The organism is Pseudomonas brassicacearum (genome assembly GCF_003732175.1).
In the GTDB taxonomy this organism is placed as follows: Bacteria; Pseudomonadota; Gammaproteobacteria; order Pseudomonadales; family Pseudomonadaceae; genus Aquipseudomonas; species Aquipseudomonas brassicacearum_G.
On record NZ_MOBI01000024.1, the window covers coordinates 97,871 to 117,809 of the forward strand.

Consider the following 19,939-nt stretch of genomic DNA (forward strand, 5'->3'; position numbering starts at 1 on the left):
TTTGTTTTGTCGATTTTATGATCTGGAGCAGTTTGGTCCGGGCCATTGCTTGTGTATGCTCCGTCGACATTTCGGGCTCATCACGCTCACCCTTATAAGAACAAGAATACTGCCTATGACCCTCAGCCCCAGCCTGTCGGGCCCTTCTGTGGAGCCGCGGGTTATCCGCAAACAGTACGCCATGGAGATGGCGGTCGAGCGCACGCGTCTGCTGTATCAGGGCTCGTTGCTGCCCACGCTGTTCATGTTGATCAATGGTCTGGTTTGCGCCGGGTTGCTCTGGAGCCCGCAGCGCTACTTCCTGGTGAGCATCTGGCTGATCTGGTTACTGTCGCTGGTGGCGTTGCGGGTGATTCAGGTCGCAGCCTTCGACTCGGCGATGCCCAGTCGTCAGGCGCAGCCAGTCTGGCGTCGAATGTTTCTGCTGGGTTCGGCCATGACCGGTCTGACCCTGGCCGGTGCCGGTATTGCCCTGGTGCCCACCGACAGCTTCCTGCAACAAGCCTGGGTATTCGGCCTGATCGGCGCGGCGACCCTCTCGGCCAGTGTCGCTTATGCGGTGAGCCTGCCGGCCTTCCTGTCGTTCACCTTGCCGTGTCTGTTACCGGCGATCGGTTATTTGTTCTGGGGCGGCGATGAACAGCAGCAGGGCTGGGGCTGGCTCGGGCTGATTCTGTTGGGTTCCCTGAGTGTGGTCGCGTGGCAGGTCAACCGGCTGATCCAGCACGGGTTGATGCGGCGTTTCCAGAATCAGGCACTGATCGAGCACTTGCAGCAGGCGCAGAGTCGTAGCGAGCAGCTCAATCAGGAGTTGGCGCGGGAAATCGAACAGCGTCGCCACGCCGAAGAAGAGCTGCGCGAAGCTCAAGTCGGTCTCGAAAGCAGGGTGGCCCAGCGTAGCCGCGAACTGGACATCGCCAACCAGGCCCTGAGCAAAAGCGAAGCGCGGCTGGCGCTGGCGTTGAAGGCCAGTGAGTTGGGTCTCTGGGACTGGAACCTGCAAACCGATGAGGTGCATCACACCCAACTCAAGGAGTTGTTCGGCATTGAGCCGGAATTTGTCACGGCGATGCTCAGTCACTTGAAGCCGCGGCTGCACCCGCAGGATTTGCCGCCGCTGCGGCGGGCGCTGGTCGAGCATTTGAAGGGCCGCACCGAGGATTATCAGATCGAATACCGCGTGCGCCACGGCGATGGCCACTGGGTCTGGATCGAAGACCGCGGTCGGGCAGTGGAGCGGGGTGCCAATGGTCGGGTGATCCGGATGGTCGGCACCCGGCGTGACATCAGCGTCAGCAAAGGGCTTGAAGAGCAGCGGCAACTGGCGGCGACAGTGTTTGAAGCCGCCAGCGAAGGTATTGTGATTTTCGACCCGGATTACGCCTTGATCGCGGTCAATCAGGCGTTCAGCCGGGTCACCGGGTATCAGATTGAAGATTTGCTGGGGCGCAATGTGGTCGAGTTGCCGTGCAGTCGTGACGCGCGGCGGCACTACTCGGCGATCCATCAGGCGCTGGAACAGCAGGGCAGTTGGCAGGGCGAGTTGGTGGAGGCGCGCAAAAACGGCGAGCTCTATCCGCAATGGCTGCAACTGAATGTGGTGCGCGATACTCGAGGGAATGTCAGTCATATCGTGGGCTTTTTCGCCGATCTGTCAGCCCGGCGCGAATCTGAAGAGCGCATGCGCTACCTGACCCACTACGACGAACTGACCGGGCTGGCCAACCGCTCATTGTTCCGCGAGCGCCTGCATGAAGCTCATCAACGGGTGCGCCAGGGCGGCCGGAGCCTGGCGCTGCTGCACATCAATCTGGACCGCTTCAAATTGCTCAACGACAGCCTCGGCCATGAAGTCGCCGATCAGATGCTGCAGAAAATCGCTCGGCGTCTGGTCAATGCGCTGCCGGAGGCGGACACCATTGCGCGCTTGTCCGGCGACGAGTTCGCGGTGCTGTTCGACGCTTATGGCAACCTGTCGAGCCTGGCGCGGGTCGCCACCCGATTGTCGACCAAGCTGCGCTTGCCGCTGACCGTTGAAGGGCATGAGCTGGTGGTCAGTGCGTCGATGGGCATCAGCATGTTGCCGGACAACGCGCGGGAAATTTCCGCGTTGGTCAGCCAGTCAAACATGGCCATGCAACATGCCAAGCATCTGGGTGGGAACAATTTCCGTTTCTACACCGACAGCCTGCAGGCCAGCACCCTCGAGCGCTTGCAACTCGAGAACCAACTGCGCAAGGCCATCGAAGAAAAGCAGCTGAAAGTGTTTTACCAACCGAAACTTTGCCTCGCGACTGGTCGCTTGAACGCCGCCGAAGCGTTGGTGCGCTGGGATCATCCGACCATGGGGCGGGTGCCCCCGGGGGATTTTATCGGGTTGGCGGAGGAAGTCGGGTTGATCGGACCCATTGGCGAGTTCGTGTTGCGCCAAGCCTGCTGGCAAGCGTGCGAGTGGCAGCGTCAGGGGATGGAGCCGATTCGGGTTTCGGTCAATCTGTCGGTCCACCAGCTGCGTCAGGGCAAGCTGGTCAGCCTGGTGCGCCAGGTGCTTGAAGAAACCGGTCTGGCGCCGCATTACCTCGAACTGGAACTGACGGAAAGCCAATTGCTGGACAACGTCGAACACATCATCGTGACCTTCCAGCAGTTGCGCGACCTTGGCGTGAAACTGGCGATCGACGACTTTGGCACGGGGTATTCGTCGCTGAGCTACCTCAAGCGCATTCCCGTGGACTACGTGAAGATCGATCAGGCGTTTATCCGTGGGCTGGGTGAGGGCGGGGAAGACGCGGCGATCACCCGGGCAATCATTGCCATGGCGCATGGGCTTTCGCTGAAAGTGGTGGCAGAAGGCGTAGAAACCGCGGAGCAGTTGGCATTCCTTGAGGCTGAGTCCTGCGATGAAGTGCAGGGTTACCTCATCAGCCGTCCGGTGGAGGCGTTCAAGCTTGCAAGCTTGTTAAGAGGGGAGCCCCCAGAATGAGTTTTTATTTTTTACGTATGAAAACGCCTGCCAGTTAATGTGATTAGCCTGGCAGGAAAAGACCTGGGGATAATGAGTGTCTTTTTATCTTAATGGGTGATCATGACGTCTTTAATATGATGCAGAAGTTCGCCTTCGAAGAAAATACTGACACCGGTGACATGTGAGTCGCCGAGGTTTTTATAGATGACGGCTTTTTCTGTTTCGACCTGAGTTTTAATGTCGCCAGAGTCTTTAAGTTCCAGATCAAGTCTTAGGTCGAAGGACTTGTCTTGCATTGGGCTCAGTACCAATGTCGGTGTAATGCCGGGATGCGCCACGGTCACGGTTCCGTAAGTGCGGAAAAAAAGGTCACCCGGCATACGGTTGATCTGCGCTACCCAGTCACTGTTTTTAATAGTCATATTTAATATTCCATAAGTTAGAATTAAAGTGCTTCCTGCCCGGCCATTATTAGCGCGAAGTATTTTGTTTGTGGAGTGGCACAGTTGTTCAAGATGTAAGCGTGTTCGTGCGCCAAGAGTTGGTTGGGTGTGGATTGACTTTGTTAGTTGGGCAAAGTGCAGGTGTCAGCAGTGAGTGCCGAACGGGAGAAGTTGTCGTTTCAAGTTGAGATAAGGGATGAAGGCGCGTCAAGGGGCTTGAAAACGACAGCGGCTGCTTACGGGTGGGGTAACGTGCGAAGGCAGCTACATCGCGTATGCAGGGCCAAAACCGTGGGCAGCACAGGCATTGAGTTACGGATTGAACAGGCAAAAAGCGAATTCTTGTAGTATAACTACAAAATTGCTACATCTTCGGCGTCAGCCAATAACAATGAGTCCTGCCCTTTGAATCTGTTGCAGCACATCGCCCAGTCACGCCATCTGTTACGCAAGTCGGAGCTCAAGGTCGCCGATCATGTGCTGCTTGATCCTGCGGCTGTGATGCACAGTTCCATGGCCGATCTTGCCCACAGTGTCGGCATCAGCGAACCGACCATCGTGCGCTTCTGCCGGGCCATCGGTTGTTCGGGCTTTCAGGACTTGAAGCTGAAACTGGCGCAAAGCCTGGCAGCAGGAGCGAGTTTCGGGCAGTTCGCGATTCACGAAGACGACTCGGTCGCCGACTACAGCCTGAAAATTTTCGACACCACCCTGCACACCCTGATGGAAGTTCGCGAGAAGCTCGATCCGTTGGAGTTGCAGAGGGCTGTGACCCTCATGTCCCAAGCCCAGCGCGTCGAGTTCTATGGTTTTGGTGCGTCCGGCGCGGTGGCGGCGGATGCCCAGCATAAATTCTTCCGGTTACTGCTGACGGCTGCGGCCTATTCCGACCCGCACATGCAGGCGATGTCGGCGGTCACGCTGAAGCCGACGGACGTGGCGATCTGCATTTCCCAGTCCGGCCGCTCCAAGGACCTGTTGATCACCGCCAACCTGGTGCGTGAAAGCGGTGCCTCGCTGATCACGTTGTGCCCGAGCCAGACCCCGTTGGCGGAGCTGTCGACTGTCAACCTGGCGATTGATGTGCATGAAGACACCGAGATCTATACACCGCTGACCTCGCGTATCGCGCACCTGGTGGTGATCGACGTGCTGGCCATGGGCGTGGCCATGGCGCGCGGGCCGAGCCTGGTCAACCACCTCAAGAGCGTCAAACGCAGCCTTCGAAGCTTGCGTCTGTCGCCCAAATCGGTCAAAGCCCTCGACGACTGATCCGAGATTGCTGGAAGGTCGTTCCGACCTTAATCGCGAGCAGGCTCGCTCCCACAATTGATCGCCGGTGTTGCACAAAGAGCGTGTGCAACACTGAACCTGTGGGAGCGAGCCTGCTCGCGATGGCGTCCTCGAAGGCGCCGAAAGTTCACATCCCTGTAATCCCCGTGCCGCCAAACCGTCATCCCCTGCGCCTATCTTGAAACTCCCGTACTCGCCTTGGGAGACTCGAAATGGCCCAGCACTACGAAGAACGCAACAGCGCAGTCAAAACCCGCCGTCAGCAAGAAGACCAGCGTCGCATGGCGTTTCGCCGCGCGATTGAAGACCGTTGCGAGCACCGTCAGCTTCTGGCCGAGATCGGTGAATATCCGGATCTGGAGCTCAACTATTGGCAGGCAACACCGGCAGCTTCGCGTCGAAACGCTCAACCAGCGCGCTGATCTGCACCCGTTCACTGCGGATAAACCCCAGGAACGCATGCGCTACCGGTGACAGGCGTTTGGCTTTGGCCTGCACCAGGCACCAGCTGCGGTACAACGGCAGCTCTTCGACCGGCAGCTCTTTGAGTCCGCCGGTCGCCAACTCCAGGTTCAGGGCGTGGCGCGTCAACAAGGCCAGGCCCAGACCCGCTACCACGCATTCGCGCTGGGCTTCGGCCGACGAGACTTCCTGGGTCTGGTTGAAGTGCACGCGCTTCTCTTTGAAATACTCCTCGCACGCCAACCGTGTCCCGGAACCGGGCTCACGCAGCAGCAATGTGTAGGGTTCAAGATCCTGCAAGCGCAAGGGACCCATGTGGCACAGCGGATGATCCGGTGGCGCCACGGCAACGATCGGGTTGTTGAGGAACGGCAAGAACTCCAGGCCCATGTCCTGCGGCACCATGGACATGATCACCAGGTCGTCACGGTTGTCGGACAGGCGTCGGATGACCTGTCCACGGTTGACCACCGTCAGTTGCAGGTTCACTTCCGGGTGCTGGCGCTTGAAGGCGGCAAACAAGTGCGGTACGAAGTACTTGGCGCTGGATTCCACGGCCAGTTTCAGCTGACCTTGCAATGAACCTTGCATGTCCGAGAGCTGCATATCGAGGTTTTCCAGGCGCCCGAAAATATCCCGGCTGGCGCGCTGTAACGCTTCAGCCGCTTCGGTCATGTAGAGCTTTTTGCCGACGTAATCGAACAAAGGCTGACCAATCAGCTCTTCAAGCTGACGAATCTGTAGGCTGACGGCCGGTTGTGTGAGCGACATTTCGTCAGCTGCACGGCTGTAGGAACGCAAATCGCAGACTTCGTTGAAGATCTGAAGCTGGCGTAATGTCATACGCATCAAGGACTTACGCATTATTTAAATACTCAGGTCGCGGGTTGGCTCTTCAACTATAAGTCTTTACTTATGCCTGACCCAATTATTATTGATTTTTGTTAATCCCTTGAGCGGGCTAGTGTGACTGTGCGACTGGCTTGAAACATTTAGTCACGCGCCGACCCAGTCCAAGGTCGTGGGTAGCAACCGGCTCAAGGGAACCTCCAAGTGATAAAAAAGATCCTGATTGCCAACCGTGGTGAGATTGCCGTACGAATCGTACGTGCCTGCGCCGAGATGGGCATTCGTTCGGTCGCGATCTATTCCGACGCCGATCGTCATGCGTTGCATGTCAAACGCGCCGATGAAGCCCACAGCATTGGTGCCGAGCCACTGGCCGGTTATCTGAACCCGCGCAAGCTGGTGAACCTCGCGGTGGAAACCGGTTGCGACGCGTTGCACCCAGGTTACGGCTTTCTTTCGGAAAACGCCGAGCTGGCCGATATCTGCGCCGAGCGCGGAATCAAATTCATTGGCCCGTCAGCAGAAGTCATTCGCCGCATGGGCGACAAGACCGAAGCCCGCCGCAGCATGATCAAGGCCGGCGTGCCGGTCACGCCGGGCACTGAAGGCAATGTCGCCGACATCGCCGAAGCCCTGACCGAAGGCGATCGCATCGGTTACCCGGTGATGCTCAAGGCCACCTCCGGTGGTGGCGGTCGCGGGATTCGTCGCTGCAACAGCCGCGATGAACTCGAACAAGCTTTCCCGCGGGTGATTTCCGAAGCGACCAAGGCCTTTGGTTCGGCGGAAGTCTTCCTCGAAAAATGCATCGTCAATCCCAAGCACATCGAAGCGCAGATCCTCGGCGACAGTTTCGGCAATGTGGTGCACCTGTTCGAGCGTGACTGCTCGATCCAGCGTCGTAACCAGAAGCTGATCGAGATCGCCCCGAGCCCGCAACTGACGCCAGAGCAGCGAGCCTATATCGGCGACTTGTCGGTGCGTGCTGCCAAGGCGGTGGGTTACGAGAACGCCGGCACCGTGGAGTTCCTGCTCGCCGAGGGCGAGGTGTACTTCATGGAGATGAATACCCGGGTGCAGGTGGAACACACCATCACTGAAGAAATCACCGGTATCGACATCGTCCGTGAGCAGATCCGCATTGCCTCCGGCCTGCCGCTGTCGGTGAAGCAGGAAGACATCCAGCACCGCGGTTTTGCGCTGCAATTCCGGATCAACGCCGAAGACCCGAAAAACAACTTCCTGCCGAGCTTCGGCAAGATCACCCGTTACTACGCACCCGGTGGTCCCGGCGTACGTACCGACACGGCGATCTACACCGGTTACACCATTCCACCGTTCTACGATTCCATGTGCCTGAAACTGGTGGTCTGGGCGTTGACCTGGGAAGAGGCGATGGACCGTGGCTTGCGCGCCCTCGACGACATGCGTCTGCAAGGGGTCAAGACCACTGCCGCCTATTACCAGGAAATCCTGCGTAACCCGGAATTCCGTAGCGGTCAGTTCAACACCAGCTTCGTTGAAAGCCACCCTGAGCTGACCAACTACTCGATCAAGCGCAAACCCGAAGAGCTGGCCCTGGCCATCGCCGCCGCCATCGCCGCCCACGCAGGCCTGTGAGGAATATTCCAATGACTAAAAAAATCCACGTAACCGACACAATCCTGCGCGACGCCCACCAATCGCTGCTCGCGACTCGCATGCGCACTGACGACATGCTGCCGATCTGCGACAAGCTCGACAAAGTCGGCTACTGGTCGCTGGAAGTCTGGGGCGGCGCGACCTTCGATGCCTGCGTACGCTTCCTCAAAGAAGACCCGTGGGAGCGTTTGCGCAAACTGCGTGCGGCGCTGCCTAACACTCGTCTGCAAATGCTCCTGCGCGGCCAGAACCTGTTGGGCTACCGGCACTATAGCGACGACGTGGTCAAAGCCTTCGTCGCCAAGGCCGCCGTGAATGGCATTGACGTGTTCCGCATCTTCGATGCGATGAACGACGTGCGTAACCTGCGGGTGGCCATCGAAGCGGTGAAAGCGGCCGGCAAACACGCGCAGGGAACCATCGCCTACACCACCAGCCCGGTGCACACCATCGAGGCGTTCGTGGAGCAAGCCAGGCAAATGGAAGCCATGGGTTGCGACTCCGTGGCGATCAAGGACATGGCCGGCCTGCTGACCCCGTACGCCACTGGCGAATTGGTCAAAGCACTGAAAAGCGAGCAATCGCTGCCCGTGTTCATCCACTCTCACGATACCGCCGGCCTGGCCGCGATGTGCCAACTCAAGGGCATCGAAAATGGTGCCGACAATATCGACACCGCGATCTCCAGTTTCGCCTGGGGCACCAGTCATCCGGGTACCGAGTCGATGGTTGCCGCCCTTAAGGGCAGCGAGTTCGACACCGGCCTGAGTCTGGAGCTGCTGCAGGAAATCGGTTTGTACTTCTACGCCGTGCGCAAGAAGTACCACCAGTTCGAAAGTGAATTCACCGCCGTCGACACCCGCGTGCAAGTCAACCAGGTGCCGGGTGGGATGATTTCCAACCTTGCCAACCAGTTGAAAGAGCAGGGTGCACTGAACCGCATGAGCGAAGTGTTGGCCGAAATCCCGCGGGTTCGCGAAGACCTCGGCTTCCCACCGCTGGTGACCCCGACGTCGCAGATCGTCGGTACTCAGGCGTTCTTCAACGTGTTGGCCGGCGAGCGCTACAAGACCATCACCAACGAAGTGAAGCTCTACCTGCAAGGCGGCTACGGCAAGGCTCCGGGTGTTGTTAACGAGAAGCTGCGCCGTCAGGCGATCGGCAACGAAGAAGTCATTGATGTTCGTCCGGCGGATTTGATCAAGCCGGAAATGACCAAACTGCGCGGCGAAATCGGCGCGTTGGCCAAGTCTGAAGAAGACGTGCTGACCTATGCGATGTTCCCGGACATCGGGCGCAAGTTCCTTGAAGAACGCGAAGCCGGCACCCTGACCCCGGAAGTGCTGTTGCCAATTCCGGAAGCCGGTGGCGTGACCTCGGCGGGTGGCGAAGGTGTGCCGACCGAGTTCGTCATCGACGTTCACGGTGAAACCTACCGCGTCGACATCACCGGTGTGGGCGTCAAGTCCGAAGGCAAGCGTCACTTCTACCTGTCCATCGACGGCATGCCGGAAGAAGTAGTGTTCGAACCACTCAACGAATTCGTCGGCGGCGGCAGCAGCAAGCGCAAGCAAGCCAGCGCACCGGGCCACGTCAGCACCACCATGCCGGGCAACATCGTCGATGTGCTGGTCAAGGAAGGCGACACCGTGAAAGCCGGCCAGGCGGTGCTGATCACCGAAGCGATGAAGATGGAAACCGAAGTGCAAGCAGCCATCGCCGGTAAAGTCACCGCCATCCACGTGGCCAAGGGCGACCGGGTCAACCCGGGCGAAATCCTGATTGAGATCGAAGGCTGATTTAACAGCCTCGATTGCAACACTTTTACCTCGGGGGGGCATGTGCCCCCCTTTTTTTTTCGCCGCGGATTTGTGGACGTTAGAAGCTCATTCGCCACTGCCCCATTACGCCGTTTTCGTGGCTGTTGCTGCTCATCTCACCGTTGTAGGCAACACTCAGGGAGTGCTGCTTCGAGACCCTCAAGTCCACCCCCGCTTCCAGTGTCAGGCTGTTGCGGTCCAGTGGAATACCTTCGACGTAGAACGACTCGCCACCGACCAAAAAGGTTTGATGTACATGGCTGCTGACATTGCCGTAGGTGTGCTTCCAGCCAGCGCTCATGCGCGGGGTCAGGCGCATGCCGTTTTCCAGGTCGCTGCGGTGTGCCAGGCGCAGGCCAAAGATGCTGTTGAAGTTGCGTTGGGTTTGCTCGTCGACCTTCAATGCCGCCGGCCCGCCTCTTTCCCGGTAGCTGTCGTGTTGATAATGCTCATGACCGAAGTTTGCGAAAGGCTCGACCTGCAGGGCGCCACTGCTCAGGTTGTAACCGAGTTCGGCGAATACCTGCTGGCTGCTGGCGTTGTAGCTACCTTTGAGTCTGTTGCTATAACGATTGAAGGCAATGTTGCGTTTGGTCGTACCGTCATGACTGCTGTAGGTCGCACCCAGTCGCAATGCCAACGGGCCGCTTTGACGCAGGGCATAAGCACCGAGGTGCCAGCTGTCGAGATCGCCGTCCAGTAGCACACTGTCCAGGCGTGTTTGTGATTTGCCACCCAGTACACCTACGCGCCATTCACTGTCCAGGGACCAGTCTGCACCCACGACAATGCCATGAGTGCGTTGCCGCAATGCACTGTTGTCCCGTTTGTCATCGAGGGTTGCGGAGTTGCCGAGGGCCTGAACCCAGACCCTGCCGTTGGTGTCGTGAGCGGTTGCCGAGCGATCTTGCAGGCTCGCATCGTTGCTCAGCTCGCGCATGGCCGAAAGCATGCTCGCGCTTACCGGCCGGATACTGCTCAAAGTGGCATTGGCGAGGTTGGCATTGTTGCCGCCGGCCAGTTGTTCCAGTGCTGCCCCAGCGATGGTTATGCTGGCAGTGAGCAGTGCATCGACGGCAGCGTTGTCCGCATCAGTCTTCTGTATTTGCGTTGTGCCGGTTTTATCGGATTCGAGGCTGTTGGCGACCTGGCGGGCATTGTCGGTGGTGGCTGCGCTTTCCAGCGGCACGTCGTTGCGGGCATAGCTCAGGCCAACGCTGGTGTCGGTGTAGGCAAGGGTGGGCGTCATGTACGCCAGGTTGTTGGTGACGGTGGCGAACGTTCCCTCGACGTTGCCAGCCTGGAGCACGACATGCTCGCTGGTCAGCGGGTGGTCGGCATTGGCCGCATTGATTGCTAGCGTAGCACCGCCGATGGCTGCCTTACCCTCGACAACAACGGTAGCGCTTCGGCCTTCGGCGTCAATGTCATAGAACAGAACGGCGCCCTCGTTCAGGTACAGATCCTGACGAACTCTGGCGGCGCCAAGAGCTGCATTGGCCGACAAGCCGCCGTCTACAAACAGATTGTTGACTGAGCCGGCACCGCCGTAGAGTCCACCGGACTCGACCCTCACATCGCCGGCGATACTGCCCTGGTTGTACAGGGTGGCACCCTTGAGGACTCTCGCGGCAAAGCCATCGGCGGTTTCGAGGGCGGTTGCGCTTTGGGTCTGATAAGTGGTGGGTGCCACTGTGAATGCGCTGAACAATTCCTGGACCGTGGGTTTATCAAGGTCGTGTTGTTTCACATCGCGGGCGTTTGTAGCCACGTCTGCCGGGAGATCAGGCGTCAGCGCAGTGCTCAACCCTTCACTTGCCGTGGGTGCTTTTGCGTCATGCGTCGTGTCGACGAGCAGTGGATCAGGAACGGGAAGCGCTTGCGTGTTATCGGCGGTGATCGACTCCACGGCTGTGCTGGCGAGGGCATCAGGTGTGTGCGGCCCGGCGGTTTGCTGGGCGTCGGGTTTGGGTTTCGCAGGTTTTCGGGCCTTGACCTGACGGGGCTTGGTCTCGGTAACGGCAGACTCTGTTTGCTGGGCATGGGACATGTCGATGCCGCCGAAGGCGAGGGCGATCGCCAGGGCGAGATGGTGTGGGCGATGAGTGTGCAAAATGGGCATTGAATGCGACCTCTTCCTTGGGGAGGTCGAACTCTAAAAGGGCGGGTGCATGCCCCGATGCCGGGTATTTCCGGCTCTATTGCAAGGCGCTGGAGCTTTGGTTGTAGCAAAGGACCAGCCCACGAGGCCAGATGATCATTGACCTTCTTGCACTGACGTTTTTCCTTACGTCGTTCTCGGATGTGTCGATTGGCGAAGGCTCGGAAACTCGTCCTGCTACTGCTCGATCAGCCTGTCTTCTAGCTATGCAGTTGGGTTTTACAGATTGATGTATGAGGAATTGAGGTTCTTGTATGCATTTTAATGCGTTTTTATACTGTCATTTTCTCAATAAATGCATTTTATTGCGCATATCAATGAGGCTATTGAAAGGCACATGCACTATATTGCAAGTGAATGAGCATTTAGCTCCCTGAGAACGCATTAAATTGCAGGTTTAGCCCATGTACACACTGACTCTCCAGCTATACGCCGCCGGAAATTGGTTAGACGCCATGACGCTGGTATTTGCCGAACCGTTAAAGGGGTTCGAAGGGGCATGCCGATTCGCTTACAAGCAGGATTACATCGCCGGTCATTTTGACTTTATCCAATCCCCTTTCTCCCGAGCGGTCAGCGCCAGATTGCCGTTGGATTGGGACAATGTGTCGTTGAAAAAAGCGCCCGCCTTCCTGCATGACATCGCGCCGGCTGGGGCAGCCAAGCGTTTCCTGATGGCGCGCATGGGTCAGGAAAAGCCTGACGAGGTGAGTGCCGACCTGTTTTTGCTGGGCCGAAGCACCCCGGCACCTATCGGCAATATGCGCATCAAGGAGTCGGTCGAGGCGTTGGATAGCAGGCCGCCTATGGGGTTTCGCCGGGAAGAAGTGATTGCCCGCGATAACACTTTCCTGGAATACGCGTACGAGCAAGGCGCGGCCATTGGTGGGGCGACCGGGGCTGGAGGTGAAGCACCCAAACTGTTGATGACCGAAAACCGCGAAGGTTTGCTATACCCGGACGCTGTGCTGGACGATGGCGAAGCAGTGCGTCACTGGTTTGTGAAGTTTGCCCGCAACAAGGCAGGTCAGACGGATCAAGACATCCTCAGAAGCGAATACCACTACTACAAGGCATTGCAGACGCTAGGAATCGAGACCATTGCGGCAGATGGGCTGGCGTTGGAGGAGGCGAGCAAGCCCAGTCTGTGGATGCCGCGTTTTGATCGCAAGGTCACCGAACAGGGCGTCGAGCGACTGGCAGTTGAATCAATCTATTCGCTGGCAGGCGTGACCATTCCCGGCAGTTACATGAAGCATCTGGAAGTGATCCAGCTCCTCGCAACTCTATGGAAACAGGCTGGACAGGCGGATCAAGTGCCGGACTTGGTGGCGGATTACCTGCGTCGTGATTTGCTCAACAAAATTCTCGGCAATTCGGATAACCATGGGCGTAACACCTCGATCATCCGCGATATGGATTCCTTTCGCCTCGCTCCGATCTACGATCTGGCGCCGATGGTGATGGACGAGGAGGATGTGACGCGTACCACTAAATGGTCAAAAGAGCTGGAGGTGGCGGGGGAGATTGATTGGCGCGGTGTATGCCATGCGTTAGCTGATATCGCTGACCCGCAGGGTGTGTTCGAACGCCTGCGACAAGATGCTGAGCACTTGCTGGCGCTGCCGGACATTCTGGCGGGCAGCGGTTTGCCTGACGTCACCATGAACCACCCGAGCATCGCTTTGAAAAACCTTGAGCAGCGCTTGAAAAACTGGGGGCTGAAATGACGCTTTCCATTGACGCCCGGGCTCTCCTGATCGAGAGCATTCAGCAAGGACTGGCCGAAGGCACCCTGGAGATTGGTGATGCGGTTCGACGCTTGCGAGTTGAGGTCACCGGCCTGCACCAGAGTCAATTCGCAAAGATGTGCAAAATATCGGTACGAACGCTGGTGCACATCGAGCACGGGGAAGGGAACCAGACGCTTAAGTCGCTGAATGCGGTGTTCCGACCATTCGGTTTGAAGATGGGAGTGGTGAGGGTTCGGCGTACGATCAGCTGAACCCCTAGCTCCGCTGCTTGTACGCCTTCGCGTAATGTCGCTCCATCCGCGCCTGAATCAACTCCAGACCAATCGACAACAGCCAGTAAATGATCGCTGCCGTGCTCAGCATTTCGATGTAGCGATAACTGGAACGGCCATAGGACTGCGCCAGGAACATCACTTCCCAGACGCCCATCACCGAGATCAGTGATGAGTCTTTGAGCATCGAGATGAATTGGTTGGTGGTGGGCGGAATGATGGTGCGCATGGCCTGTGGCAGGGTGACTCGCCAGAAGATCACCGACTCGCGCATACCCAACGCGAGGGAAGCTTCGCGCTGGCCATGAGGTACACCGACGATGCCAGCGCGGAAGATTTCGCTCAGGTACGCACCGTAATTCAGTGATAACGCAATGATCCCGGCGGCAATGGCACCGGGGACAATGCCCAACTGCGGCAGGCCGAGGTAGATCAACAGGATCTGAATCAGCAACGGCGTGCCACGAAAAAATGACGCGTAGAAGCTTGCGATGCCGAACGCCACGGCACTCTTCGACAACCGCGCCAGGGCGGTGATGAAGCCCAGCAGCGACGAGGCGACAATCGAGCACAGGCACAAAAACAGTGTCAGTGCTGCGCCTTGCAAGAAGCCGTTGGGCGCCAAATGCAGGCCGATCAGGTTCGGCAGCTTGTCGAGAATGATCGAAAACTTCAGGTCGAAGCTCAGGAAGAAACTTGCGAACAGACCCAGCATCGTCGCCCAAGTCAGGTACAGGCGGGTACGAAAACCAAAGGCGCGTTTGAGCAATGACTCAGCCACCGGTTGCGGTGGCTGAGGAGGTCGGGGGAAAGAAGTCATTTGCTGATATCGGCGCCGATCCATTTTTGTGACAGCCGGGTCAGGGTGCCGTCCTGTTTCAACTGGGCAAAGACTTCGCGCACTTTGCCATCCCACTGGGCATCACCCTTTTCGATGGCCACGGAGTTGGGTTCCGAGTACAGCGGCTCGCCGGCAAGCTTGAAGCGCTGGTCCTGGTTCAGGCGCGGTTGTGCGGTCACAAGGTTGGTGAGGACTGCATCCAGTCGCACGCCAGCGCCCAGGCTCAGGTCCTGGAAGGCGACATTGTCGGTGTCATACGGGGCGATCTGCACGTTCTCGAACGGGTACTGCAATCGGGTGTCTTCAGCGCCTTCGATCACCAGGTTTTTGTTCAGGTAGCTTTCGTAGCTGGACGCGCTGGTGAGGCCGACTTTTTTGTCGCTCAGGTCTTTGGCGTCATGGATGCGATCGTCTTTGGCATTGACCACAATCACGGCTGGCGAAGCGTAGTACTCCACCGGGAAATCGAAGACTTCGGCGCGGGCCTTGCTCGGGGTCATGGAGCAGATGCAGATGTCATAGCGACCGCTCCAGCGACCGGCAGCGATCACGTCCCAGGACGGCGTTTCGAGACGCAGTTTGACGCCAAGTTTGTCCGCCACGGCTTTGGCCACGTCAACGTCGAAACCGTCGAGCTGGTTCTGATCGTTGAGGAACGAGAACGGCGGATAGCTTTCCATCAGCACGCCCACCAACTCTTTCTTTTGCTCGATACGATCCAGCGTGGCACCGGCAAAGGCTTGGGAAGAGGCAGCAAAAATCGTCAGGCCCAGGGCCAGTAGCGGTTGAAGTTTCACGGGCAGTTCCTGACTAAAAAAGAAGTTGTTATTAACGGAATGGTGCGTATTTAATAGTTATAAGGACGACTCTGGTAGTGAGTTATTTTCATAAGCATATGAGAAAAAAACATATGGACGCAGGCAGCACGGTAATTCTGGATGGCGGTATGGGTCGCGAACTGCAACGCCGAGGCGCGCCGTTCAGGCAGCCTGAGTGGTCCGCGTTGGCGTTGAGCGAAGCACCGCAAGCGGTTGAGGCCGTCCATACGGCTTATATCGAAAGCGGTGCGAACGTGATCACCAGCAACAGCTACGCGGTGGTGCCGTTTCATATCGGTGAAGAACGTTTTGCGGCTGAAGGTCAGGCGCTCGCCGCCTTGGCAGGTGAGCTTGCACGGCGTGCAGCCGACGCGGCTAAACAGCCCGTGCGTGTGGCGGGTTCATTACCGCCGCTGTTCGGTTCCTATCGTCCGGACCTTTTTGATGCTGCCCGGGTGACTGAATTGCTGACGCCATTGGTCACCGGGTTGGCACCTCATGTCGACCTGTGGCTGGCTGAAACCCAGAGTTCGATTGTCGAGGCGCGGGCTATCCATGCCGGTTTGCCAAAGGACGGTAAGCCGTTCTGGTTGTCGTTTACCTTGAAGGATGAAGACACGGACGAAGTGCCGCGTTTGCGTTCGGGTGAACCTGTGACCGAAGCCGCTGCGGTGGCCGCAGAACTGGGTGTCGAAACGTTGCTGTTCAACTGCAGCCAGCCGGAAGTAATCGGTGCGGCGATTGATGCTGCGCGGGAAACCTTCGAGCGTTTAGGTGCGAAGACTCACATCGGCGCGTACGCCAACGCCTTCCCGCCGCAACCGAAAGAGGCCACGGCCAATGATGGTCTGGACCCGTTGCGCGAGGACCTCGATCCGCCCGGTTACCTGCATTGGGCAGCCGATTGGCAGAAGCGCGGCGCCAGCCATCTCGGTGGTTGCTGCGGGATTGGCCCGGAGCATATAGCGGTGTTGGCGCAGAAGTTGGCGTAAAGATCGTTCCCACACTCCTGCGTGGGAATGCCTCACTGGGCTCTCTGCGTCCGCTCTTGAATGTGACGCGGAGCGTCACGGGCTGCATTCCCACGCGGAGCGTGGGAACGATCATCATCTGTTACCCCCGACACTCAGCCAATGTTTTCAACTGCCCCGAATCTGTCTGATTCTCATCAGACAGCCACTTTTCAAACCCGGCACCAATCGCCGGCCATTCCGAATCCAGAATCGAATACCACGCGGTGTCGCGGTTCTGGCCCTTGACCACCATGTGCTGGCGAAACACGCCTTCGAAGCTGAAGCCCAGGCGTTCGGCGGCGTATTTGGAGCGGGCGTTGCCGTTGTTGCACTTCCACTCCAGGCGACGGTAGCCCTGGGCGAACGATTCTTTGGCCAGCAGGTACACCGCTTCGGTGCTTTTCGGTGAGCGCTGCATCGCTGCGCCGAAGGTGACGTGGCCGATTTCGATGCGACCGTGGGCCGGCACGATCGACATCAGGCTGAGGATGCCTTGCACTTCACCAGAGGTACGGTCGATGACGCTGAAAAAATACGGGTCGCTGTTGGCGGCGTGGTTGTTCAGCCAGTCGTTGAACGCGCTACGCTCCGGGAACGGGCCGTATGGCAAGTAATCCCACAGCTTCGGGTCGGCGCCCGGGCCTTGCAGGGCTTTGAACAAGCCGTCGGCGTGGCGCGCCGGGTTGAGTTTTTCCAGGCGAATGAAGCGCCCTTCGATCAGTTGAACCGTTGGTGCCGGGACACCTTTCCAGTCCGCGAGTAAAGTCGACATGCCGCTCTCCTTGAACCTTAAAGGGCTTTGCGAAACTGGATGAAACCCGGGCGTTCGGCGATGCGCTCGTAGAGCTGGATCGCGGTGGCGTTGGTTTCGTGGGTCAGCCAATGAACCTTGCAGCAACCGTCCGCCTTGGCAGTGGCGTAGACGAATTCGATCAGCTTGCGGCCGACACCGGTGCCGCGGGTTTCGGGTGTCACCAGCAAGTCTTGCAGGTAGCAGGAGTTTTCGATACTCCAGTTTGAGCGGTGATAGATGAAATGCACCATACCCACCGCTTTGCCATCTGCCCAGGCGAGGGCGGCATGGGTCGGCTCGCTCGGGTCGAGGAACCGTTGCCAGGTGCTGTGGCTGACAGCCTCTGGCAGCTCGGTGTTGTAGAAGCGCAGGTAGGCTTGCCACAACGGCAGCCAGGCTGCGTGGTCGTCGGCGGTGACACGGCGAATCTCGATCTGGTTCATGATCATTCCTTTGGCATCAGGTGGGCGAGGGCCTGGTCGTGCGGATTAGTGCTGGCAGTCAGCCCTTCGCGCACGCCGGCGATGTCCGCGGTACTGCGGTTCTGGTTGAGCTTGCGCTTGCCTTCCAGTCGGTGGATCGGCAGGGCGAAGCCGACAATGGCCTTGAGCATGCCTTCGATGTAATGGGCCGGCGCATCGTCAACCTTCCACGGCTGGGGGCGGCCGCGCTCATGGCGATCGGTCAGGTCGCTGACCAGATTGCGCAGACGATGAGCATCGCTGATCACCTCGGCATTGCCATAGGCGTGCACCGCCACGTAGTTCCAGGTTGGCACGACTTTGCCGTGTTCAGCTTTGCTGGGGTAGAACGCCGGGCTGACGTAAGCATCGGCCCCGGCAAAAATCACCAGCGCCTCGGCCCCGGCCTCCAGCTCCTGCCACTGTGGATTAGCTCGGGCCAGGTGGCCGTAAAGGGTGCCATTCGGGCCTTGTTCCGGGCTGAGCAGCAGCGGCACATGGCTGGCCTGCAAGCCTTGCTCGCCATGGGTAACCAACACGGCCAGGCGTGTGTCGAGGATCTGCTGATGCAGTGCGGGGAGGTCGTCGATGGCAAATGCGCTGGGGGTATACATAGATATTTTCCTTGGCGGAATGCCTTTATCCTAGGCAGGCTATTGGTCTGTTGTAAGAGCCATTAATAGCAAATTTCGTAGGTCCATTAGCGAGACTCCGTTGCCATGAACAACCCGCCGCTGTCCCTGTCGTTCAACCCGGCGGGTATCGAACTCGATCGCCGTCAGGGCTTGAGTCGTCAGCTCTATCAGGCCTTACGCCTGCGTGTGCTCGATGGTCGGCTGGTGAGTGGCACACGCTTGCCTGCCAGCCGCGATCTGGCTGCAGCGTTGTCGATTTCGCGCAATAGCGTGGTCCGTGCCTACGATCAACTCTACGCCGAAGGTTTCATCGAAGGCCGGGTGGGTGACGGCACGTATGTGGCGCAATTGCCGCAAACGGCATTGCCGACGAAAAAACTATCCACAAAAGTATCCACAGGGTTACCAACAGGCTTACCCACAGGGTTATCCACAAATTGGCTGGATTTACCTGTGATTACATCCAGTAAAGTTATCCACAGAGGTGCTCTGGAGAGGGTCGAGAAGAACCATTTACCCAGACCGGCAAGTGGTCCGCCGAGGGCGTTTCGGGTGGGTGTACCGGCCTTTGACCTGTTCCCGTTTGAGGTCTGGGCCAAGCTGAATGCGGCTTTCTGGCGTAAGCCGGATTTACAGCAACTGTGTTATGGCGCGCCCGAAGGTGACGAACGCTTGCGCGGATTGATCGCGGCCTATCTGCGTAGCGCGCGCGGCATGCAGTGCAGCGCTGAGCAAATTGTGATCACCAGTGGCGCACAGCAGGGGATTAGTCTTTGTGCACAGCTGCTGGTGGAGCCCGGCGATGGGGTGGCTGTGGAAAACCCCGGCTATCGCGCGGCTGGGCATGCCTTCGCCGTAGCCGGGGCGCGTTTGCATGGGGTCTCGGTAGACAACGACGGCATCAATTGTGCCGAACTGGCTGAGTTGAGCGACTGTCGATTGGCTTATGTCACGCCGTCTCATCAGTATCCGACGGGAGTGATCATGAGCCTGGCGCGGCGTCTGGAATTGCTTGCCTGGGCTGAGCGCACTGACGGCTGGATCATCGAGGATGACTACGACGGCGAGTATCGCTACAGCGGCGCCCCACTGGCACCTTTGGCGGCGCTGGATCGACAGGGTCGAGTGCTTTACGTCGGCACCTTCGGCAAAGTCGCGTTTCCGGCGTTGCGTCTGGGGTATCTGGTGTTACCGATGGGCCTGGTAGACGCATTCTCCCAGCGTCGTGCGGTGGATGTGCGCCATTCCGAGGTGAGCACTCAGGCGGTGATGGCCGAGTTCATGGCTGCCGGGCATTTTCAGCGGCATATCCGCCGTATGCGGCGCGCGGCATTGAGTCGGCGCAACACGCTGTTGGCGGGTTGGCCTATGGATATCCCAGGCGTTGGCAGCCTGCCGAGTGTTGCGGCAGGGCTGCACTTGACGGTGGCGGTCGAGAGTCTGGCTCGCGAACATGAATTGATCAACGCCGCCGCGAGTGTTGATGTCGAGATCAATGGCCTGAGCAACTATTGGTTGCCGGAGTCATGCACCCCGCCAGACCAGCGCGCCGGGCTGGTGCTGGGTTTCGCGGCGGTGCCCGAGGAGGCGATCCGCGCAGCGCTCGTGCGGTTGAAAAAGGTCTGGTGATGCCGAGATTTGGAGGGCTGAGTCGTGAGGCAGGTGGGGACGCTGAGAGCCCCAGGCGGTAACTGAATATGTGTGCAAAAAAGACCCGC

General features: G+C 58.5%; 17 protein-coding genes. 9 read left to right on the forward strand and 8 right to left on the reverse strand.

Annotation, left to right across the window (positions count from 1 at the left end; translation table 11 throughout):
• Positions 1–115: 115 nt before the first annotated feature.
• On the forward strand, positions 116–2,983 hold the full coding sequence (locus BK658_RS23500) for a GGDEF domain-containing phosphodiesterase (protein WP_123584397.1): 2,868 nt from the start codon (positions 116–118) through the stop codon (positions 2,981–2,983).
• 89 nt (positions 2,984–3,072) lie between these two features.
• Here BK658_RS23500 and BK658_RS23505 read toward each other — a convergent pair whose 3' ends face one another.
• The gene (locus BK658_RS23505) at positions 3,073–3,387 is read right to left on the reverse strand and encodes a hypothetical protein (RefSeq protein ID WP_123584398.1); all 315 of its coding nucleotides are present in this window, start codon (positions 3,385–3,387) and stop codon (positions 3,073–3,075) included.
• A 426-nt stretch (positions 3,388–3,813) separates the two neighbouring features.
• On the opposite strand from BK658_RS23505, the gene hexR reads away from it, so the two are divergent.
• Positions 3,814–4,680: a transcriptional regulator HexR gene (gene hexR, locus BK658_RS23510; RefSeq protein WP_007954250.1), complete on the forward strand. Its 867-nt coding sequence runs from the start codon at positions 3,814–3,816 to the stop codon at positions 4,678–4,680.
• A gap of 233 nt (positions 4,681–4,913) precedes the next feature.
• Complete coding sequence (locus tag BK658_RS23515; RefSeq protein WP_081013719.1) at positions 4,914–5,123, forward strand: PA3496 family putative envelope integrity protein; 210 nt, start codon at positions 4,914–4,916, stop codon at positions 5,121–5,123.
• On the opposite strand, the gene BK658_RS23520 is transcribed toward BK658_RS23515, so the two are convergent.
• Positions 5,065–6,027 (reverse strand): LysR family transcriptional regulator, encoded by a 963-nt coding sequence (locus BK658_RS23520; RefSeq protein ID WP_123427499.1) that lies wholly within the window; start codon positions 6,025–6,027, stop codon positions 5,065–5,067. The genes BK658_RS23515 and BK658_RS23520 overlap by 59 nt on opposite strands.
• A 189-nt stretch (positions 6,028–6,216) precedes the next feature.
• On the opposite strand from BK658_RS23520, the gene BK658_RS23525 reads away from it, so the two are divergent.
• A complete protein-coding gene (locus tag BK658_RS23525; RefSeq protein ID WP_054594785.1) occupies positions 6,217–7,632 on the forward strand; it encodes an acetyl-CoA carboxylase biotin carboxylase subunit in 1,416 nt (471 codons plus the stop codon).
• A gap of 11 nt (positions 7,633–7,643) precedes the next feature.
• Positions 7,644–9,452 carry a sodium-extruding oxaloacetate decarboxylase subunit alpha gene (gene oadA, locus BK658_RS23530; RefSeq protein ID WP_123584399.1) on the forward strand — a complete coding sequence of 603 codons (1,809 nt, stop codon included), beginning with the start codon at positions 7,644–7,646 and terminating at the stop codon, positions 9,450–9,452.
• A 79-nt stretch (positions 9,453–9,531) separates the two neighbouring features.
• Here oadA and BK658_RS23535 read toward each other — a convergent pair whose 3' ends face one another.
• Entirely contained in the window at positions 9,532–11,595 is a 2,064-nt protein-coding gene (locus BK658_RS23535; RefSeq protein ID WP_123584400.1) for an autotransporter outer membrane beta-barrel domain-containing protein, read from the reverse strand.
• A gap of 443 nt (positions 11,596–12,038) precedes the next feature.
• Here BK658_RS23535 and BK658_RS23540 point away from each other — a divergent pair, with 443 nt between their 5' ends.
• Both BK658_RS23540 and BK658_RS23545 read left to right on the forward strand, forming a co-directional pair.
• Positions 12,039–13,364 carry a type II toxin-antitoxin system HipA family toxin gene (locus BK658_RS23540; RefSeq protein WP_123584401.1) on the forward strand — a complete coding sequence of 442 codons (1,326 nt, stop codon included), beginning with the start codon at positions 12,039–12,041 and terminating at the stop codon, positions 13,362–13,364.
• Positions 13,361–13,639 carry a helix-turn-helix domain-containing protein gene (locus BK658_RS23545; protein WP_123584402.1) on the forward strand — a complete coding sequence of 93 codons (279 nt, stop codon included), beginning with the start codon at positions 13,361–13,363 and terminating at the stop codon, positions 13,637–13,639. Before BK658_RS23540 ends, BK658_RS23545 begins: the two co-directional genes overlap by 4 nt.
• Before the next feature lie 4 nt (positions 13,640–13,643).
• Here BK658_RS23545 and BK658_RS23550 read toward each other — a convergent pair whose 3' ends face one another.
• Positions 13,644–14,480 (reverse strand): amino acid ABC transporter permease, encoded by an 837-nt coding sequence (locus tag BK658_RS23550; protein ID WP_123584403.1) that lies wholly within the window; start codon positions 14,478–14,480, stop codon positions 13,644–13,646.
• Positions 14,477–15,298 carry an ABC transporter substrate-binding protein gene (locus BK658_RS23555; RefSeq protein ID WP_123584404.1) on the reverse strand — a complete coding sequence of 274 codons (822 nt, stop codon included), beginning with the start codon at positions 15,296–15,298 and terminating at the stop codon, positions 14,477–14,479. Before BK658_RS23555 ends, BK658_RS23550 begins: the two co-directional genes overlap by 4 nt.
• Before the next feature lie 113 nt (positions 15,299–15,411).
• Between BK658_RS23555 and BK658_RS23560 the strand changes: the two genes are divergently transcribed.
• Positions 15,412–16,311: a homocysteine S-methyltransferase family protein gene (locus BK658_RS23560; protein WP_123584405.1), complete on the forward strand. Its 900-nt coding sequence runs from the start codon at positions 15,412–15,414 to the stop codon at positions 16,309–16,311.
• A gap of 121 nt (positions 16,312–16,432) precedes the next feature.
• On the opposite strand, the gene BK658_RS23565 is transcribed toward BK658_RS23560, so the two are convergent.
• Genes BK658_RS23565 through BK658_RS23575 form a run of 3 tightly spaced genes read right to left on the reverse strand, consistent with a single transcriptional unit; the run spans position 16,433 to position 18,200 of the window.
• Complete coding sequence (locus tag BK658_RS23565; protein ID WP_123584406.1) at positions 16,433–17,104, reverse strand: GNAT family N-acetyltransferase; 672 nt, start codon at positions 17,102–17,104, stop codon at positions 16,433–16,435.
• Between the two features lie 17 nt (positions 17,105–17,121).
• Complete coding sequence (locus tag BK658_RS23570; protein WP_123584407.1) at positions 17,122–17,568, reverse strand: GNAT family N-acetyltransferase; 447 nt, start codon at positions 17,566–17,568, stop codon at positions 17,122–17,124.
• Positions 17,569–17,570: 2 nt separating this feature from the next.
• Positions 17,571–18,200, reverse strand: a complete 630-nt coding sequence (locus BK658_RS23575; RefSeq protein ID WP_123584408.1) for an FMN-binding negative transcriptional regulator — start codon at positions 18,198–18,200, stop codon at positions 17,571–17,573.
• Positions 18,201–18,305: 105 nt separating this feature from the next.
• Here BK658_RS23575 and pdxR point away from each other — a divergent pair, with 105 nt between their 5' ends.
• Positions 18,306–19,850, forward strand: coding sequence for a MocR-like pyridoxine biosynthesis transcription factor PdxR (gene pdxR, locus BK658_RS23580; protein ID WP_123584409.1), 1,545 nt, complete (start codon positions 18,306–18,308; stop codon positions 19,848–19,850).
• The last annotated feature ends 89 nt before the right edge of the window (positions 19,851–19,939 follow it).